The organism is Streptomyces sp. NPDC003635, assembly GCF_053587635.1.
Map to the genome: position 1 here is coordinate 71,174 of NZ_JBSFOK010000017.1, position 16,983 is coordinate 88,156.

General features: G+C 69.3%; 17 protein-coding genes. 7 read left to right on the top strand and 10 right to left on the bottom strand.

From position 1 onward, the window contains the following. Positions 1-5 precede the first annotated feature (5 nt). From ACWDRW_RS18170 to ACWDRW_RS18190, 5 genes are all read right to left on the bottom strand, one after another. Positions 6-557 (bottom strand): hypothetical protein, encoded by a 552-nt coding sequence (locus tag ACWDRW_RS18170; RefSeq protein ID WP_451724421.1) that lies wholly within the window; start codon positions 555-557, stop codon positions 6-8. Between the two features lie 168 nt (positions 558-725). After that, the gene (locus ACWDRW_RS18175; RefSeq protein WP_451724290.1) at positions 726-1,211 is read right to left on the bottom strand and encodes a MarR family winged helix-turn-helix transcriptional regulator; all 486 of its coding nucleotides are present in this window, start codon (positions 1,209-1,211) and stop codon (positions 726-728) included. A gap of 445 nt (positions 1,212-1,656) precedes the next feature. Further along, positions 1,657-2,124: a cupin domain-containing protein gene (locus tag ACWDRW_RS18180; protein ID WP_451724291.1), complete on the bottom strand. Its 468-nt coding sequence runs from the start codon at positions 2,122-2,124 to the stop codon at positions 1,657-1,659. A 108-nt stretch (positions 2,125-2,232) separates the two neighbouring features. Then, on the bottom strand, positions 2,233-3,219 hold the full coding sequence (locus ACWDRW_RS18185; protein WP_451724292.1) for an alpha/beta hydrolase: 987 nt from the start codon (positions 3,217-3,219) through the stop codon (positions 2,233-2,235). 225 nt (positions 3,220-3,444) lie between these two features. Continuing rightward, positions 3,445-4,425: an AraC family transcriptional regulator gene (locus tag ACWDRW_RS18190; protein WP_451724294.1), complete on the bottom strand. Its 981-nt coding sequence runs from the start codon at positions 4,423-4,425 to the stop codon at positions 3,445-3,447. Between the two features lie 136 nt (positions 4,426-4,561). On the opposite strand from ACWDRW_RS18190, the gene ACWDRW_RS18195 reads away from it, so the two are divergent. After that, positions 4,562-4,858 (top strand): DUF1330 domain-containing protein, encoded by a 297-nt coding sequence (locus tag ACWDRW_RS18195; protein ID WP_451724297.1) that lies wholly within the window; start codon positions 4,562-4,564, stop codon positions 4,856-4,858. Positions 4,859-5,629: 771 nt separating this feature from the next. Here ACWDRW_RS18195 and ACWDRW_RS18200 read toward each other — a convergent pair. Continuing rightward, on the bottom strand, positions 5,630-7,054 hold the full coding sequence (locus ACWDRW_RS18200; RefSeq protein ID WP_451724422.1) for a family 43 glycosylhydrolase: 1,425 nt from the start codon (positions 7,052-7,054) through the stop codon (positions 5,630-5,632). A 259-nt stretch (positions 7,055-7,313) separates the two neighbouring features. Between ACWDRW_RS18200 and ACWDRW_RS18205 the strand changes: the two genes are divergently transcribed. Continuing rightward, positions 7,314-7,940, top strand: coding sequence for a class I SAM-dependent methyltransferase (locus ACWDRW_RS18205; protein ID WP_451724298.1), 627 nt, complete (start codon positions 7,314-7,316; stop codon positions 7,938-7,940). A 457-nt stretch (positions 7,941-8,397) separates the two neighbouring features. On the opposite strand, the gene ACWDRW_RS18210 is transcribed toward ACWDRW_RS18205, so the two are convergent. Further along, the gene (locus ACWDRW_RS18210; protein WP_451724299.1) at positions 8,398-8,982 is read right to left on the bottom strand and encodes a hypothetical protein; all 585 of its coding nucleotides are present in this window, start codon (positions 8,980-8,982) and stop codon (positions 8,398-8,400) included. A 395-nt stretch (positions 8,983-9,377) separates the two neighbouring features. On the opposite strand from ACWDRW_RS18210, the gene ACWDRW_RS18215 reads away from it, so the two are divergent. The 3 genes from ACWDRW_RS18215 (at position 9,378) to ACWDRW_RS18225 (ending at position 11,412) form a co-directional block, all read left to right on the top strand. Next, positions 9,378-10,445, top strand: a complete 1,068-nt coding sequence (locus tag ACWDRW_RS18215) for a fatty acid desaturase family protein (RefSeq protein WP_451724301.1) — start codon at positions 9,378-9,380, stop codon at positions 10,443-10,445. Between the two features lie 284 nt (positions 10,446-10,729). Continuing rightward, the gene (locus ACWDRW_RS18220; protein ID WP_451724302.1) at positions 10,730-11,074 is read left to right on the top strand and encodes an alpha-amylase; all 345 of its coding nucleotides are present in this window, start codon (positions 10,730-10,732) and stop codon (positions 11,072-11,074) included. Between the two features lie 161 nt (positions 11,075-11,235). After that, positions 11,236-11,412, top strand: coding sequence for a transposase (locus ACWDRW_RS18225; protein ID WP_451724303.1), 177 nt, complete (start codon positions 11,236-11,238; stop codon positions 11,410-11,412). A gap of 39 nt (positions 11,413-11,451) precedes the next feature. Here the strand turns inward: ACWDRW_RS18225 and ACWDRW_RS18230 are convergent, their stop codons facing one another. Both ACWDRW_RS18230 and ACWDRW_RS18235 read right to left on the bottom strand, forming a co-directional pair. Then, complete coding sequence (locus tag ACWDRW_RS18230) at positions 11,452-11,985, bottom strand: DinB family protein (RefSeq protein ID WP_451724304.1); 534 nt, start codon at positions 11,983-11,985, stop codon at positions 11,452-11,454. A gap of 15 nt (positions 11,986-12,000) precedes the next feature. Beyond that, complete coding sequence (locus ACWDRW_RS18235; protein WP_451724306.1) at positions 12,001-12,282, bottom strand: hypothetical protein; 282 nt, start codon at positions 12,280-12,282, stop codon at positions 12,001-12,003. Between the two features lie 448 nt (positions 12,283-12,730). On the opposite strand from ACWDRW_RS18235, the gene ACWDRW_RS18240 reads away from it, so the two are divergent. Beyond that, the gene (locus tag ACWDRW_RS18240) at positions 12,731-13,993 is read left to right on the top strand and encodes an MFS transporter (protein WP_451724307.1); all 1,263 of its coding nucleotides are present in this window, start codon (positions 12,731-12,733) and stop codon (positions 13,991-13,993) included. Between the two features lie 467 nt (positions 13,994-14,460). On the opposite strand, the gene ACWDRW_RS18245 is transcribed toward ACWDRW_RS18240, so the two are convergent. Then, positions 14,461-15,375 (bottom strand): LysR family transcriptional regulator, encoded by a 915-nt coding sequence (locus ACWDRW_RS18245; RefSeq protein WP_451724308.1) that lies wholly within the window; start codon positions 15,373-15,375, stop codon positions 14,461-14,463. A 105-nt stretch (positions 15,376-15,480) separates the two neighbouring features. Between ACWDRW_RS18245 and ACWDRW_RS18250 the strand changes: the two genes are divergently transcribed. Then, positions 15,481-16,524 carry an EamA family transporter gene (locus ACWDRW_RS18250; RefSeq protein ID WP_451724309.1) on the top strand — a complete coding sequence of 348 codons (1,044 nt, stop codon included), beginning with the start codon at positions 15,481-15,483 and terminating at the stop codon, positions 16,522-16,524. Positions 16,525-16,983: the final 459 nt, after the last annotated feature.

The window sequence follows — 16,983 nt, forward strand, 5'->3', positions numbered from 1 at the left end:
CGGAGTCAGTCAAGGCCGGTCGCCCAAGTCGTCAGCGCGGCGAAGTCGTCAACGGCGAGGCCGCGTCGCGGGTCGATCCGGTGTAGTAGGGCGGGACCGTCGTGGTGTTCCTTCACCCAGGAATGATCCGCCTCTGTGATCTCGTCATCGACCCAGGCGAACGCACGTCCTGTCGCCCAGGCGACGATCTCAGGCGTCTTCCAGAACACACCGTTCCCGGGCTCGGGCCGCGGCGAGGGCCAAGGGATGAAGGGCAGCTCGGGCAACCCCAGGACTGGCGCGACGAAGGCGTTGGCTTCTTCCTCCCACGTAGTCGCCCACACCAGGTCGAAGGGAAGTGCCTCCAGCGCCGGGCCGTGATCCGGGTTAAGCCACACCCGCAGCGGCTTCACCGGCTTGTTCGGCAGCCCCCACTCAGCCAGCCGGCGCCGCTCGGCGGCCTCCCACCGAGGCGTCAGCAGGCGGTGCGTCTGATAGCCCACAGGCCGACGGTGCGGCTTCGCTGCATACGGGTTCAGCGGTCCGTCCACATCCACCAACAACACTGGGCGCACCAGCTCATCCCCCCTTGGTCCTGCGTCGCACCGTACCGGCCAGTGACGAGCCCGCCCAACAGCGGCCAGCCGCTTCAGCGTCGTCCTGGCCAGCTCGGCCTGCCCGATGAGCAGGCGGTAGCCGGACGGGACCGCGGAACGTAGCCGGCCAGGGCGCAGCGGCCAGTGCTTCTACTTTTTCGCCGTGTCCTGAGCAGGACGGCGGCCGCTCATGGCGTCCGCGATGGTGTGCGCGGTCCGGGTGAAGTCCTCGGCCTGCTGCGGGGACAGATCGCGCAGGGAGGCTTCCTCCAGAGCCTTCCACATGGCCTCGATCGGCCCGCGCATCGCCCGCCCCTTGTCGGTGAGGTGGACGATCATGACGCGCCGGTCGTGCGGGGCCGGTTCACGGGTCAGAAGACCGGCGTCCTGCATGCGGCGCAGCGACTTCGAGACCGTGGAGTGATCCAGCCCGACGCTTTCGAGCAGCTCGGACTGGCTCTGGCCGTCCCGGTCCAGGAGCTGCATGAGCAGCAGTTCCTGCCCGGGATGCAGGTCCATCTCCCGCAGCATGGCCGAGGCATAGCCACGGTGAGCGCGGGCCAGCTGGAAGATCGCATAGCTCAGCGCACCCTGACGGGCAGTGGAGGGCAGGGCGGGCGGAGTGAGGGCGGTCATGTGCCAATCCTTCAATCGTCCGGTCGGGGGCAGGCGGCGGTCGGTGAACAGTGAGGACGAGTGTGCCTCCAATGCGACCACACTCGCCGCCCGGCCTCGGCTCAGGTCGTCGGGACGAGGGTGGTGGGTGAGGGCCAGTGGAGGACGACCGTAGGCCGGAGTGGCCAGGCGGGATGCCCGGGCGGCCGCCACGGGCCAGGTCGGACGGGCGCGCAATGCGCGCTCGGCTTCCGTAGTGGCGGCGTGGGGGGTGATTTGCGTCGATGGCGGGCAGGACGCCGCAGCAGCCCGGACGGGCGGCCAGGGCCGCGACGGTGGAGCGCTCCCGAGCGGCGGGGGGTGACGGTTGTGCCGGGCTGGGAGCAGCCACGCCAGGCGAGCGCGGGGTGCCTGGACGGTGCCTGTCGGGTGCCTGAGCCCTGCGGCGGAGGGCGGGTGGCCGGGGTCAGCGTGGAGGGCCGAGGATGACGCCGCCGTAGAGTTCCGCCGCCTCGGCCAGGAGGGCTTTGGGGATGGTGAAGCCGTCCGGGCGCGGTGTGGTCAGGTCGCGGCCGGCGTGGCGGAACATGCCCTCGATGCCGCCCGGCGTGGCGATCATGAGGAGGTCGGCGCGCTTCGAGGTGATGCGGTAGGTGTGGGGGATGTTGCGGGGCAGGTAGACGATTCCGCCCTCACGCAGGTGGTGTTCCTCCTCCCCCGCCCAAACCAGTGCGCTGCCCTGGAGGAGCAGGAAGACCTCGTCCTCGCGGGTGTGCAGGTGCAGGGGCGGGGCTTCGCCTCGGGCGACATCGAAGCGGCCCACGGTGAGCTGGCCTGCGGTTGCTTCCTTGTCGAGCAGGACGGAGAACGTGCCCCCGTCGAGCCATTCCAGTTTCTGCTGGTCCTCGGCCTGGGCCAGATACGGCATGCTCATCACTTCCCCCTCAGTCAAACCGGGTGGTCGGTGGGTGGCGCTCCCCGTTCAGGCGCGGTCGGTTCAAGCGCGGGTTGTGCAGGCGCGGTTGAGTCAGGCGCGGGAGGTTCAGGTGCCGGGGGTTGAGGCGGTGAGGATGCGGCGTACCCATGCCGTGCGGGCGGCGAGCGCGGCGACGGACAGGGCCGCGGCGGGGGCGGCGCCGTCGAAGATGTGGAAACCGCCCGCCCACACGTGGAGTTCGGCCTGTACGCCCGCCGCCCACAGACGGGAGGCGTAGGCGACGTCCTCGTCCCGGAAGACCTCCGCTGAACCGACATCAATGAAAGCAGGCGGCAGGGCGGACAGATCCGTGGCACGGGCCGGAGCACTGTATGCGGAGACGGCCTCGGTGCCGCGCAGGTCCCCCAGCAGCGCGGTCCAGCCGGTGAGGTTGCTCTCCCGGCTCCAGGAGCCGGTGCCCGCGTACTGCCGCGTGGACACCGTCTCGTCCCGGTCGTCCAACATCGGGCTCATCAAGAGCTGCGCCAGCGCCTTCGGCCCCTTGCGGTCACGCGCCAGCAGAGCGACTCCCGCGGCCAGTCCGCCGCCCGCCGACGTGCCGGCGAGCAGGATCCGCTGCGGATCGATACCCAGCTCGGCAGCGTGGGCGGCCATCCACACGAAGCCGGCGAAGGCGTCCTCCACCGGCGCCGGCGCCGGATGCTCGGGGGCGAGGCGGTAGTCAAGGCTGACGACGACCGCGTCGTGCTCCAGGGCCCAGTCCAGGATGTTCTCGATACCGGTGAACCGGTCACCGATGATCATGCCGCCACCGTGCAGGAAATAGATGCCCGCACCGCTCAGCGCCCCCGACCGCGGAGTGAACACCGACGCGGCGAGATCACGGTCCGGGCCCGGCACCGTGACGATCCGGTGCTGAAGGTCACGGGTGCTGAGCACCTCCTCGATCGGAGCGGTGAACGGCGCGGCCCGCAGGGCCCCGATCATCTCCGCAGTGATCGCCGAAGGCAGCGGACTCTGGTCCAGTAGGGCGCCCAACTCCGGGTCGTAGGGCGGTCGGGCAGGTGCTTCGGGTGTGGTCGAGACAGACATGACGACTCCTCGCAAGGGCTCCCGCCGACCACTTATGTGGCCGACCACATAAATGTAGCGCGAGAAAACGTGGCTGGCAACATATTTGGGTGGACCCTGCCCCCACCTGCAGTCACAACCCAGCCACCGGGCACCCTGGCGGCGATGCACCCGCGACACGGCCCGGCCAAACGCCACAGCCGCCGACGGCCGCGCCGCGCCCTCACATCTGCCGGCGAGCAGGCACTACACCCCGACGGGCGCCTCGCCGCTCGCCACGCGCCCCGGCTCACGCACGGCCCGGCGGAAGCGCCCGGGGGCGAGCCCATGATGGCGCTTGAAGGCATGGGCGAAGGCGAACTCTGAGGTGTAACCGACCTGTCCAGCGACCGCCGACAAGGGAGCATCGCTGTCGCGGAGGATCCGTGCGGCGCTGCTCAACCGCCACCAGGTGAGGTACGCCATCGGCGTGCTGCCGACGAACCGGGTGAAGCGGCGTGCGAAGGCTGTCCTCGACATGCCGACCTTGTGCGCCAGTTCCTGCACGGTCCAGGGGTGAGCGGGCCGGCGGTGGAGATAGTTGAGGGCCGCGGCGACCCTGGGGTCGGCAAGGGCGGCGCACCACCCCGCCGACGGCCCTCGAGCCGACTCCAGTTCCAGCCAGGCCCGCAGGACGTGCACCAGGAGAAGGTCGAGCAGCGCGGGCAGGGCCGCGTCCGCTCCGGGTTTCCCGTCCGTCAGGTCGGCAGCCAGCAGCTCGACCACCGCGGCCAGCGCGGGGTGGCGGTCCGGGCCTGCGGGCAGGTGCACGACGTCGGGCAGAGCGCGCAGGAAGGGATGGATCTGGCCACGGTCGAGCCGATACGCGCCGCAGACCAGCACCGCTCCCCCATCCACCACCTCGCCGTCGAGACCCCCACCGACGTCGTGCGCCGCTCCATCAGACGCACCCGGCTCAACGTCAAGCGGCAGGACAGCCGCCTCACGGTCGGGGCCACTGCTCATGCCGTGCACGGATCCGTGGGGCAGGAAGACCACATCGCCCACGCTGAGCCGTGTCGCCGTTCCATCGGGAGACAGCAGCCAGCAACTGCCTCGCAGAACGACATGGAACCCGGCACCGGGGTACGGACCGAACCGGCTGCCCCACTCACTCCCACGGCGGGAGAGGCGGAACTTGGCCCGCCCCACTCTCATCGTGGCGATCACATCGCTGACGACATCCACATCCCGACCCTAGAACACGTACAAAGGGCGGAACGCTCACGCATGTTCTGAGCTCTTTGGCGCATGGATGGGCCCCGTCCGCCGTCCATACGGTGGAAGCCGACCGGAAAACAGGCCTGAACAGGGAGCAGTTACCGTGACCGCATACGTCGTCATCGATCTCGACGTGACCGACCCCGCCGCATTCCAGAAGTACATCGACGGCGTCACCCCTCTCATCGAAGCAGCCGGCGCCCGCAACCTCCTCATCGACGACAACCCCGTTGTCCTGGAAGGGGACTGGAAGCCCGCCACACTGGTCCTTCACGAGTTCCCCTCCCGAGCGGCGCTGCAGGCGTTCTGGGACCTGCCGCAGTACCAGCCGCTCAAAGCGCTGCGCCGTACCTGCTCCACCGTCAAGGTCGTAGCGGGAGAGGACCCCGCAACACGCTGAGACACACAGCAACACCACGCCACACCACTTGCAGTCACCCAGCCCGCGAACACCGCATCTCCGCACACTGAGGGGACGTTGGCTCCGAATCCGGACTGGCGGCGGCAGCGCGCGGGCCAAAGTCCTCAGCCGCCTCGCCGACGATGAGTGCCATCACGCATGCACTCATGAGTACCAGCGCCAGCCCGCTCGTCCCGGTCGCCTGCGGCGCCCGGCCATGCGGCCGGGGCCGGGCACGGCGTAGATGAAGGACATACCGCTGATACCGGACGCGGCGCGGCTGGAGGAACGACTGGGCTCGGGCTCTCTGTGGCGGCCCGACGAAGACACCTGCCGGCCGAGCTGACCGGCGCCGAGGCGAGGGAGTACTTGCTCACGGTGGGCTTTTGCGCCGTCGGTCCCCCTTCCAGGGAATCGAGACGCGGCACCTGCGGGGCGAGGACGCCATGGAACCCGTCGACGCCGACGAGATCCACGGCAGCCGCTGTCCCGACCACGACTCCCCGCCCACCAACTTCTGCTTCAGCGTGCACGTACACGGGCTACTCAGCCTTCTGGTCCGGCGCCTTCAAGGCTCTCGGCTGACCAGCGCCGACGACAGGCTCCGTCGGAGCGAGGCGCCGGATCTGCCCGGCCCTGACCGGAAGCTCACAGGCACGCCTACTGGGGCAGGTCGGCGACGACATCCGGCGCGACGGTGACCGCCGTGGCACCCGACGCGCACTGAGGTCCACCCCTCACTCCGGCTCGCCAGCCCGCAACGGTGGCGGCTCACTGCGTGTAGAAGGTGGCGTCGGCCCGGTCCGTCGTCGTGCTGAGAGCCTGGACCTGGAGCAGATGGTCGTAGTGGCGGATGTAGCGGCCCGGGACGTTGGACGACTCGTACGAGACTCCGGCGGAGTCCGCCAGCCCGGGCCGGGCGATCCAGGAGGCGTCGCCGCGGAACAGGGCCGTGCCGTCGTTCTTCTCCACCCACACCTCGTAGTTCTTGTGGCGCAGGAAGTATCCGGGGAAGTTGGCCGACTCCAGGGAGACGGAGCCGCCGCCGGCAAGCCCGGGGACGACGCGGAACTGCGAGTCGGCCAGCGGGGAGACGTTCGACTCGGTCCTCGCGCGGAACTCCCAGTGCCTGATGAACCGGTCGGGGAAGTTGTAGGAGGAGAGCCGGACCGGGGTGAGGCCGTCGGCGACCGGGATGCCGAAGTCGGGTGTGCCGTCGGCCTTCCAGTAGATCTTCTGCACGCGGGTACGGCGGTTGGGGTCGTTGAGGGGGTCGCCGCTGATGTCCCGGTAGCCGCGGGAGTGGTAGACGAGGATGTCCGACCTACCGTCCTCGGAAACCGTGAACTGGTTGTGCCCGGGCCCGTATTGGCTGGTGGCGGCGTTGCTCGCGAAGACCGGGCCCGCGTGCTTGGTCCACGACGAGGCTTTGAGCAGGTCGGCGGAGGCTGACGCGGTCAGCATGCCCATGCAGTAGTTGGCGTCCGTCGCGCTGGCCGAGAAGGTCATGAAGACCTTGCCGTTGCGCTGGATCACGGCAGGTCCCTCGTTGACCGTCTGGCCTCCGGCGGTCTCCCACGCGGCCGTCGGCCGGCTGAGCATGACCGGTGCCCCGGTGATGGTCCACGGACTGGCCATCCGTGCGATGTAGAGGTTGGTGCCGGGGCCGACGGCGGGATCGTTCTGCGCCCAGGCGAGGTAGCGGGTGCCGTTCACGGTGAAGGTCGTGGCGTCCAGAGAGAAGGTGTCCAGTGGCAGGGCGATACGGCCCTTCTCCGTCCAGGCGCCGGTCACCGGGTTCGCGGCGGTGCACTCGAGGACGTAGGGCCGAATCCGCCACACATCGCCTGCGTCCCCGGCCGCGAAGTAGACGTACCATCTGCCGTCGATGAAGTGGATCTCCGGAGCCCAGATATGAGCGCCCATCGCCCCGGTGGCGTGCTTGGTCCAGATGGTCGCCTCGGCGGCCGAGGACAGTCCCTGGATCGTGGTGGCACGGCGCAGCACGATCCGGTCGTACGCCGGCACCGTGGCGGTGAAGTAGTAGTAGCCGTCGGTGTGTTTCCAGATGTGCGGGTCGGCCCGCTGTTCCGCGAGGGTGTTCGTGTAGGTGACACCGGGGGACGCCGGCACGGCGGCGTGGGCGGCACCGGCCGGGAGGCCGACAGCGACGGCGGCGGCCGAGCCGGCCATCATGCCGAGGACCGTTCGCCGGGTGGGTACAGGTCTCACGGGTTCTCCTTGTGGGGGCAAGGCGCGGAGGTGACTGCCTGTTCACGTGGATCGATATTTCGAACGCCGTTCGCGAGTTCGACCAGAAGATAGGTTCTGCCGATCCTCCGGTCAACGCTTCCGCCATGACAATCGCCGGTCCCCGGGCTCTTCCTCGGGCGGCTCACATCGCACGAGGCCAACGAAGCCGGGGCGTGCGCGAGTGCTAGCTTCCCTTCGCGTGATGGAGCATCAGGAGCAGACCAGGGCGGCCTATGACGGCGTCGTCGAACTGTACGCGGCGAAATTCGCCAACCAGTTGGAGGAGCAGCCGTTCTCCCGGAACATGATCAGGACCTTCGCCGAGTTGGTGCGCCGGACGGGTAACTCGCGGGCCGCCGACGTCGGGTGCGGGCCTGGACATCTGACGGCCATGCTGCACGATCTGGGACTGGACGCCTTTGGCCTCGACCTCTCCCCCGCCATGATCGACCATGCCAGGCGGACACATCCGGCGCTGCGCTTCGAGGAGGCGCGGATGGAGTCCCTGCCGGTCGAGGACAGCGCGCTCGGCGGGGTACTGGCCCACTACTCGATGATCCACACGCCTCCTGGGGACCTGCCCGCACTCCTCGCCGAGCAGGTACGGGTCCTGTCGCCAGGGGGACTGCTCATGGTCTCGTTCTTCGGGACAGACGAACCGGAGCCGGTCCGCTTCGACCACAAGGTGACGCCCGCCTACAGCTGGCCGGTGGACCGGTTCGCCGAGTTGCTGTTCCGGGCCGGGCTCGACCCGTTCGCCCGGCTGCTCCACGATCCGGCCTCCGAACGAGGCTTCCTCGACACGCACTTGCTGGCGCGGCTCCGCTGAGGGACGCGGACGTCGCCCTTGTGAGCGCCCCCGCCGCCGCAGCACGGGACCGCGGTGATCGTCCCGTGCGCCGAGCGGGGCGTGACCGCCGTGCGCACGCGCGGAGCCAACGAGCTCCTGTGCACACCCACCCCGGGTGGAGGGACATGTACGCGAGAGACCGTGGCCCCACGCTCCGCCTTCGGTCCCAAGCAGCCCAGGTGGTGGCTGTCGAGCTCGAAGCCGAAGGGGGTGACCCGCTGCAACGACGGACATCACGTCCCGAACAGTGACCTGCTGCGATGACGGAGACCACGTCCCGAACAGTGACCCGCTGCGATGACGGACACCACGTCCCGAACGACGCCGGTCAGCCGCGTCGGTGATCCTGCGCGGACACGATCCGGCCCGGGGCCCTGCCCCGCGCGGTTCCCCGCCCCAGGACAGGGCAGTCACCCGTACTGTGCGCGCCCGGCCTTCAGTTGAAGACGTCCAGGGCATCCATCCAGGAGCCATCGGCAGCGGAGCGGGCCCGCACGGGGCGCGGCTCCGGGTAAGTTGCCGTTGCGGCCCTGGCGCGGACGAGCTCCGGTCCGCCGCACGACGCGACCGCGAACGCGCCGAACACCTTGGCGAACGCGGCGGGGTCGCGAAACTCGACGCCGAACGCCCGGCCGTCCTGCAGCGGCACCCACACCACCCGGTCCAGCCGTCCCCACTCCAGCACCGGCTGATCGTCCGCGGTCGACCGTCCCTCCAGCCACAGCCGCGCCACGTGCAGGAGGTTCACCTCCTCCATCGGCAATCGCTTGCGCCGCACCCGCAGTTCACCCGCCGTCAGCTCAACCCGCTGGTCCTTCCTCGGGTACCAGACGACACCGATCCCGAACGGCACCCACAGCAGGATCCCGATCATCGGCCAGACCAGAGCTGCACCCCATGATCGGAACAGCCCGGCATCCAGCAGGTACAGGGCGCCGAAGACCACAACCCACTTCGCCGTCATGCGCCAGAACCCAGTGCCCTGCCGGTACAGCACCCGCCGCTTGCTCGTCATCGTCATGCCCGCACGCTATCCGCAGCCCCGCCACTGCCCACCAGCCGGCCGCCCGTGAGCGTGCCCGGCACGTCCCGTACCGACTCGTGGACCCGTCGAACCGGGCCGGCACGACCCGCCGAGCGGCGGCGGGCTCCCTGGCGGCGGGCTTCGCCCACCTCGCGCCGGCGACCTGAGCGACGTACCTGCAACGCCGCATCACCAAGGTCAGCGGCCAGGCCGAACCACACCGTGCGACAGCGCACCTGCGGACAACCCCCCTCTCGCGCCTGGGGGTCCCCTCCGATCGTCCGGGGGATGGCTCCATGGCACGCCACCGCCCATGATCCGTACGTTTCTGAGACCGGGCCGACCAGTCGAGCTCCGCGTCCACACCAGCCACCGAACCCAGGAGTACGACCATGTCCTTGGCCGGCGAAACCACTCTGCCGCACCCCGGGAAGCCAGCCGCGAGGCACGCCTCGGCGGACCCGGGCAGCGAGTTCGCGCCACTGTTGCGCCACGTCAAGGGACAAGGGCTGCTCGAACGGCGCACCGCCTGGTACGCACGCACCATAGGTGTCAACACGCTCAGTCTGGCCGCCGTCGTCACGGGCATGGCGCTCGTCGGCGGTTCGTGGTGGGTGCTCGCTCTCGCCCCCGTCCTCTCCGTCCTGTGTGCCCGCACCGCGTTCATCGGCCACGACGCGGGCCATGCCCAGATCAGCGGCGACCGCGTCACCAACCGCCGCATCGGTCTCATCCACGGCAACCTGCTGCTCGGCATGAGTTACGCGTGGTGGAACGACAAGCACAACCGCCACCACGCCAACCCCAACCACATCGACAAGGACCCTGACGTCGTCGCTGACGTCCTCGTCTTCACGAGTGAACAGGCCGCCACCCGCACAGGCTTCCGCGGCTGGCTCACCCGCCACCAAGCATGGCTCTTCCTCCCCCTCACCCTCCTCGAGGGCCTCGCTCTGAAGCTCTCCGGCTTCAAGGATCTGCGCCGCCAGAGCGGCCGCGAGCGCCTCATGGAGGGCTCACTCCTCATCGCTCACATCGCTGGGTACGTCACCCTGCTGCTGACGACCATGCCGCTCGCGCACGCACTCGTCTTCGCCGCGCTCCATCAAGCCCTGTTCGGGCTGCACCTGGGCATGGCCTTCGCACCCAACCACAAGGGGATGGACATGCCCGACACCGACGGTGAGAAGTGGGGACACCTGCGTCGCCAGGTCCTCACATCCCGCAACATCAGGGGCGGCGTCGTGACCGACTGGCTCCTCGGCGGCCTCAACTACCAGATCGAGCACCACCTGTTCCCCAGCATGCCCCGCCCTCATCTGAGGCTCGCGCAGTCCATGGTGAAGGCCCACTGCCACAACCTCGGTATCCCCTACGCCGAAACCGGCCTCGTCGACTCCTACCGTCAGGCCCTGCGGCACATGCACGAAGTGGGAGAACCGCTGCGCGCCGACAGGTGAGCGTGGGTTCCGCGCGAGCCGACCCCAAAACCGCGGTCGTCCGCTGCCGCTTTGCTGGGGGACCCGTACGCAGTCGACGGCGTCGAACGACATCAGGATCGTCAACTCGGCTCCGGCGTGAACCGTATCGCGACCTTGATCACGCTACGCAACAGACAGATCCGCAACAACTTTCAACCTTCCACATGGCAGATGAGCTGGAGATTAGGACCCTTAATGAGATCTTGTCTGAAAATACTTGCAGTAAGTTGCAGGAGCATTCGTGCGACCCCAGAATCCGGGGCATGGCAAACCACACGACGCGCGCATCGCGTCCCCTCGCTCTCGCCACCATGACCGCTGCGGCTCTGGTGATGTCCCTCGCCGCCGCCCCGTCCACCGTGGCGGCCACCGGATCGCCGGCTCCGGAATGCGTGGAGTACTTCCAGAGCTGGCGCTACACCGACGTCCATAACGGCTGCAGCGACACCGTCAACGTCACGGTCGAGTACACGAACGGCCAGTGGGCCCCCTGCCGCGTCATCGAGCCCGGCGGCTGGGCGACCTTCTCCGGCTACGGGACGAACGGCAATTACGTCACAGCGCTGCGGACGTGCGACCCCGCCCTCGTCACGGCCAACGGCGCCTGAAGATAGGTGATGACGGGCCCACGCTCGACCAAGCTGACAGTCACCCCACGAACGGCTCCCGTGGCGCAACTGCCTCCGAGCGCATAGCACTTGCCCGAGGCCCGTAGGCAGTGCGTCGAAAGTCGGCTCGCTTCCTCGTCCCCCATCGCGGTGATCTCGATGTGGGGCGAGGGGTTCCGTGGCGAGGTTTGCCGTCGGAGTACGGGCCACGGCAGTGGGTTTACGGACTCTTCCGCCGCTGGCAGCGTGACGGCACCTGGCCCGCACTGCTGGCCCGACTGCCGTCACTCATGTCCCGCTCGTTGACTGTGCACCAGCCCACGATGTCGTGCCGGTGAGGGATGGCTGCCGATTGCGCCTCGCGCAGGTGCAAGCGGTCAGGCGTAGGGGTTGCAGACGAGATACCCGTCGACGCGGCTGATCCAGTCCGAGGCAGGGTCGCAGGGAAGGGTGTGGCCGAGGTCGTCGACGCGGACCTCGCTGATCCACTGGTCGTGCTGGTACTCGTGGTTGATGAGCGCGAGCAGAAGGTGGCTGGCGACGATGGTCAGCTGGGTGGGGGCGCCGACCTTGCCGGCGGCGATATTGCCGATGCGGGCGTGGACGCGTTCGGCGACGGTGTCGCGGAACGCGGTGAGCCGTTCGACGGTCGGCAGGGCACCACGGAACTTCTCCGGGTTCGCCGAGTCCATGAGTCCGTCCAGCTCCGGGTCAGGGCTGGGCTCGGCAGCGGTGAGGTTGCGGATCAAGAAGTGGGCGACGTGGGCCTGGTGGCCCAGGTGCCAGCCGATGGCGCTGGAATCCTCGTGCGGTCGCCAGGTCACCTCGTCCGGGGTGAGGTCCCGCCACAGCTCGTCGGTGTAGGCGCGGGCGCGGTCGTACTCGCGCAGCAGGGCGTTGATTTCGTGCATGAGGTCACCCTGCCGTCAGGCGGCGTCGTAGAGGCGGATTTCGCGGCCCGTCTCCGGCAGCGGGGACAGGCCGTCGACCACGTCATGGGTGAACCGGCCGCTCTCCATGTGGGCCTTGGCGTCGGCCGTGCTCTCGAAGCCGTGGAGGACTTGGACGTCCTCGTCGCGGACGAGGAGTTTCTTGCTGACGGCGCCGGGGACGGTGTCCAGGAAGGGCCGCCTGTACTTCGCGTACACGCATGTGACTGCGGCGCGGTCGGCCGGGACCTCTGGCAGCGTGATGTCGAGATACGCCATGGGTATGCCTCGTTTGCTCGGCAGAAGGGGTTCGGTGCGGCGATTCCCGCAACGTGCCTGCCAAGTTAGGCATCCTCGGGAGAGTGCGGTAGGGGATCTCGCACCGAGGAGGCGATCTCGCGCGAGAAGGCCTTGGGGTAGTGAGCGCCGACCTGCGGTGCCCCTCCAGAGCGGCGTGGCGCTGGCGAGGCGTACGAGCTCGAGCGGCATGCGTGAACAAAGGAGACGGCGACTGAGCACACCGGATACTTCAAAGGCGCCCTCGCCGCCGGCGAACGAGCCGCCCGGTCCGTGCCGGCGACCCTGGAGAATACCGACGACCCGATCACCGAGCCCGCCCAGCTGTCCGATCTCAGCTGACGCCCCACCCGGCACACAGGCGACGACCCCGAACCTGGTCCGGGCCGTCACCCCCCGCCACGCCCGCAGCCCTGCCCCGGAAGAGGACATGACCTCGCACGCACCATCCCCCGCAACGATCCACATACCCGATGCCGCTCTGACCCAGCGCCGGATCCTGCGGGTCCTGGTCGTCTCGCAGATCCTGAGCGGCGCAGGTCTCGCCGCTGGCGTCACCGTCGGCGCCCTCCTCGCCCAAGACATGCTCGGCTCCACCAGCCTCGCCGGACTGCCCAGCACCCTGTTCACCGCCGGATCCGCGCTCGCCGCCGTCGCCGTCGGCCGCATCTCCCAGGCCCGCGGCCGCCGCCCCGGCCTGGCCACCGGCTACCTCACCGGCGCCGTCGGCTCGGGCGGCGTCATCACCGCCGCCGTTCTGGACAACCCTGTGCTGCTGTTCCTCGCCCTGTTCGTCTACGGCGCCGGCACCGCCACCAACCTCCAAGCCCGCTACGCCGGAGCCGACCTCGCAGCCCCCGGCCACCGAGCCCGCGCCGTCTCCACCGTCCTGGTCGCCACCACCCTCGGCGGCGTCGCCGGACCCAACCTCGCCGCCCCCACCGGCACCTTCGCCGAACGCCTCGGCATCCCCAACCTCGCCGGACCCTTCATCCTCTCCGGCGTCGCCTACGCACTGGCCGCCCTCGTCCTCGCCCTGTGGCTGCGCCCGGACCCCCTGCTCCTGGCCCGCTCCGTCGCCCAGGCCGAGAAGGCCGGCACCGCGGCCAACCCGGCCGCTGGCGGCCCCGGCCCGAGCTCCGGCCGCGGAAGCGTGGTCCTCGGCGCCCTGGTCATGGTCCTCACCCAGCTCGTCATGGTCGCCATCATGACGATGACCCCGGTCCACATGCACGACCACGGCCACGGCACCGCGGCCTCCGGTCTCGTCATCGCCATCCACATCGGCGCCATGTACCTGCCCTCACCGCTCACCGGATGGCTCGTCGACCGCTACGGCCACATGAAGATCGCCGCAGCCTCCGGCATCACCCTCCTGGCCTCCGGCATCCTCGCCGCGCTCGCGCCCGGCGATTCCATCGCCCTCCTCGCACTTGCCCTCGCCCTGCTCGGTCTGGGCTGGAACTTCGGTCTTGTATCCGGCACCGCGATCATCACCGACACCGTCCCGCTCGCCACCCGCGCCAAGACCCAGGGTCTGGTCGATGTTTCCATCGCCATCGCGGGTGCCACCGGCGGTATGGCCTCCGGCATCATGGTCGCCGCCACCAGCTACCCCGCCCTCGCTCTGGCGGGCGGCGCACTCTCCCTCGCTCTTCTGCCCGCAGTCGCCGCCACCGCCTACCGCCGGTGAGCCCAATGGATCCCGACACCACCACGACGGAGGACGTGCAGCCAGGGCTTGACTTCCGGTGGAGCTACTCATGGATGCGTGGTGCAGATCCTGACCCGCGACGCTGGATTGATCGCCGCCCTGCACGAGGTCAGCGACGCTGGTCAGAGTCCCGGTTCCTGGAGGGCTGGCGGGCGGCGGTCGGCAGGAGGGAGTCTGGCGCCGGCAGATGATCGACGCGGTGCGCTGCCTCGTCGACCACGGCAACAACTGGCAGGCGATGCCCGCGGACTTCCCCCTGCGTCTGTACCTGCGCCGGGCCAGGCAGCACCGGGTCATCCTCGTGGAACTCGGTGCCGAAAGAGAGCTGGTCTGGTCGCTCTGCGCGATCCACTCCGTGGGTGTGCGAGCGGCAACCGGGGCAACTGATCGGACCGAATCCGGCGGACCGCGGCGATACTCGGTCCGCGCAAGCGGATCCGGGTTGCTCAATGAACCGGCTGTGCCGTGCTGGGCCAGTGCTTCTGCAGGGTTTGAACGGTCTCGGCGATCGCGGGCCGTTGGGCCGCCCTGGTGCGCCACAGTGCGTACAGCCGCCGTACCGGGGTGGGATCGAGCGCCACCTCCGCCACCCCGGCAGGCAACGGTCCGCGGCCCAGGCGCGGGATGAGGCAGATACCCAGTCCTGCGGCAACGAGCGCCACCAAGGTCGGGTTCTCGTCCGCCTGGTGGACGATCTCCGGCTCGTGCCCGGCCGTCCGCAGGGTCCGCATCAGCCATTCGTGGCACACCCGGCCGGGCGGCTGGCACACCCACCGCTGCCCGCCGAGGTCCTCGCGCCGTACGGCCTCCCGCCCTGCGAACGGGTGGCCTTGTGGCACCAGCAGCGTGCACTGGTCCTCCCCGATCACCGCCCGCTGGACTCCCGGCGGCAACAGCAGCGGCGCGATGTCCCAGTCGTGGACCACGCTCATGTCGACCGCGCCCTTGGCGACCATGCCCACGGACAGGTGCGGGTCGACCTCGACGAGCCGGGCGTCCACTCCCGGATGCCGCACGGCCAGGTCGGCGAGGACGGCGGGCAGCAACCCGCGCGCCGCCGACGCGAAGGCGGCGATACTCAGGCGCCCGGCGGGCTTCCCGCGCCGTTGTTCCAGCTCGCCCTGCGCACGTTCCATGATGCCCAACAACTCCTCCGCTACAGCTACGAGTTGATGGGCCTCGGGGGTCAGCTTCACTCCGCGGCCCGCACGCTCCAGCAGCACGGTCCCGGTCTCCCGCTCCAGCTTCGCGATCTGCTGGGACACAGCGGAGGAGGTGAAGCCCAGGGCGGAGGCGGCGGCCCCGACGCTGCCGTGCACGCAGACGGCGTGCAAGGCGCGCAAACGATGCAGGTCGAGCATGAGAAGTCTCCCGTCAAAGCGAGGCAACCGATAAGCGTCACTTCATCCAACCAGGTAGCAATCATCGCTGGTGCTACATAGTTGGTGGGTGTGACTCTGTGGCCCATGCGCCCAGCTCACCTCGCCCTCGCCGTCGCTGTTGCCGCCGTCTGGGGTGTGAACTTCACGGTCATCGAGATCGGACTCGATCACTTCCCGCCCTTGCTCTTCTCGGCCTTGCGCTTCTTCGCGGCCGCGTTTCCCGCGGTTTTGCTGGTGGGACGCCCCAGGGTCGCCTGGAAGTGGGTGGTGGCGGTCGGGCTGGTCCTCGGCGTGGCCAAGTTCGGGCTGCTGTTCGTGGCCATGGACACCGGGATGCCGGCCGGCCTGTCCTCCTTGGTCCTGCAGATACAGGCGGTCTTCACGGCCATGATCGCCTTTGCTGTGCTGGGGGAACGCCCCTCGCGGCTCGGCGCGCTGGGTATGGCGATTGCCCTGGCCGGCATCGCCGTCGCGGCGGTGGACGAAGGCGACTCCGGCCCGCTCGGCGCGTTCGTCCTGTGCATTGCAGCGGCTGCCTGTTGGGGCGTCTCCAACGTTCTGACCCGCAAGGCTTCCCCGCCGGACGCACTGAACTTCATGGTCTGGGTCAGCACCATCCCGGTACTCCCCCTGCTGGCCCTGTCGTTGCTGATCGAGGGCCCGTCGCGGGACCTGGCCGCGTTGCGCACCCTGGACTGGCAGGGCGCAAGCACCGTCCTCTACGTCGCCTGGGCCACGACCATATTCGGCTTCGGCGCCTGGGGCTGGCTGCTACGGCGCCACCCGGCGTCCACGGTGGCCCCCTTCTCCCTCCTCGTCCCGGTCTTCGGCATGTCATCAGCCGTACTCCTCCTGAACGAACCGATGAGCGGGCTGCGCTGGTGGGCAGCGGTCCTGCTCGTCAGCGGAGTCGCCCTGACCTCGTTCGCACGCCCCACTCTGGCGGCACGTCACGCATCCGCCGAACCCCAACTCCTTCTCGGCCCGCGGAAATTCGCCGCACCCTTCGAACAGGCCGAACGGCAGTTGATCAGTGCGCAGAACGGCCCCGACGAGACTGCACCGCACCTTGCCCACCCCGGTTTGGAGGACACCATCAAAGACCGAACAGGCGGCCCCACCACATGACGCCATCGCCTGCCCAACTCACATGACGGCCCCGACATCCTGATGAGCTCTGTTACACGACAGCGGCCTCCTCCCTCCCGTCAAGCGTCGACTCCTGCTCTTGGAGCGGAGGTGCGCCGACCGTCTCGCCTCCAACATGACGTTGCACATGCCCCGACTCCTCCAGCACTTCGCGCGCCGGCCCCAGCTCCGCGAGCGCCGTGCCAAGGCTCATGGAAATCGGAACCTGGCCAGCTCGGTCGCGGCCGGGCGCATGTTGGTCAGCCGAAATCCAGGCCCGCGTCGGCGAGGTAGTCGAACTCGTCGTGGAGGGCAAAGCCGAGGATGATGCCCGTGGCCCGGCACGTGTCGGATCACACGACCATCGGCACTCCGGCATCGGCGCAGGTCTTGGTCATGCGCAGCTGCGCGGGCCAGAGGCCGCGGAGGGCCTTGCCGGTGGCGTGGCGAACTTCCCCG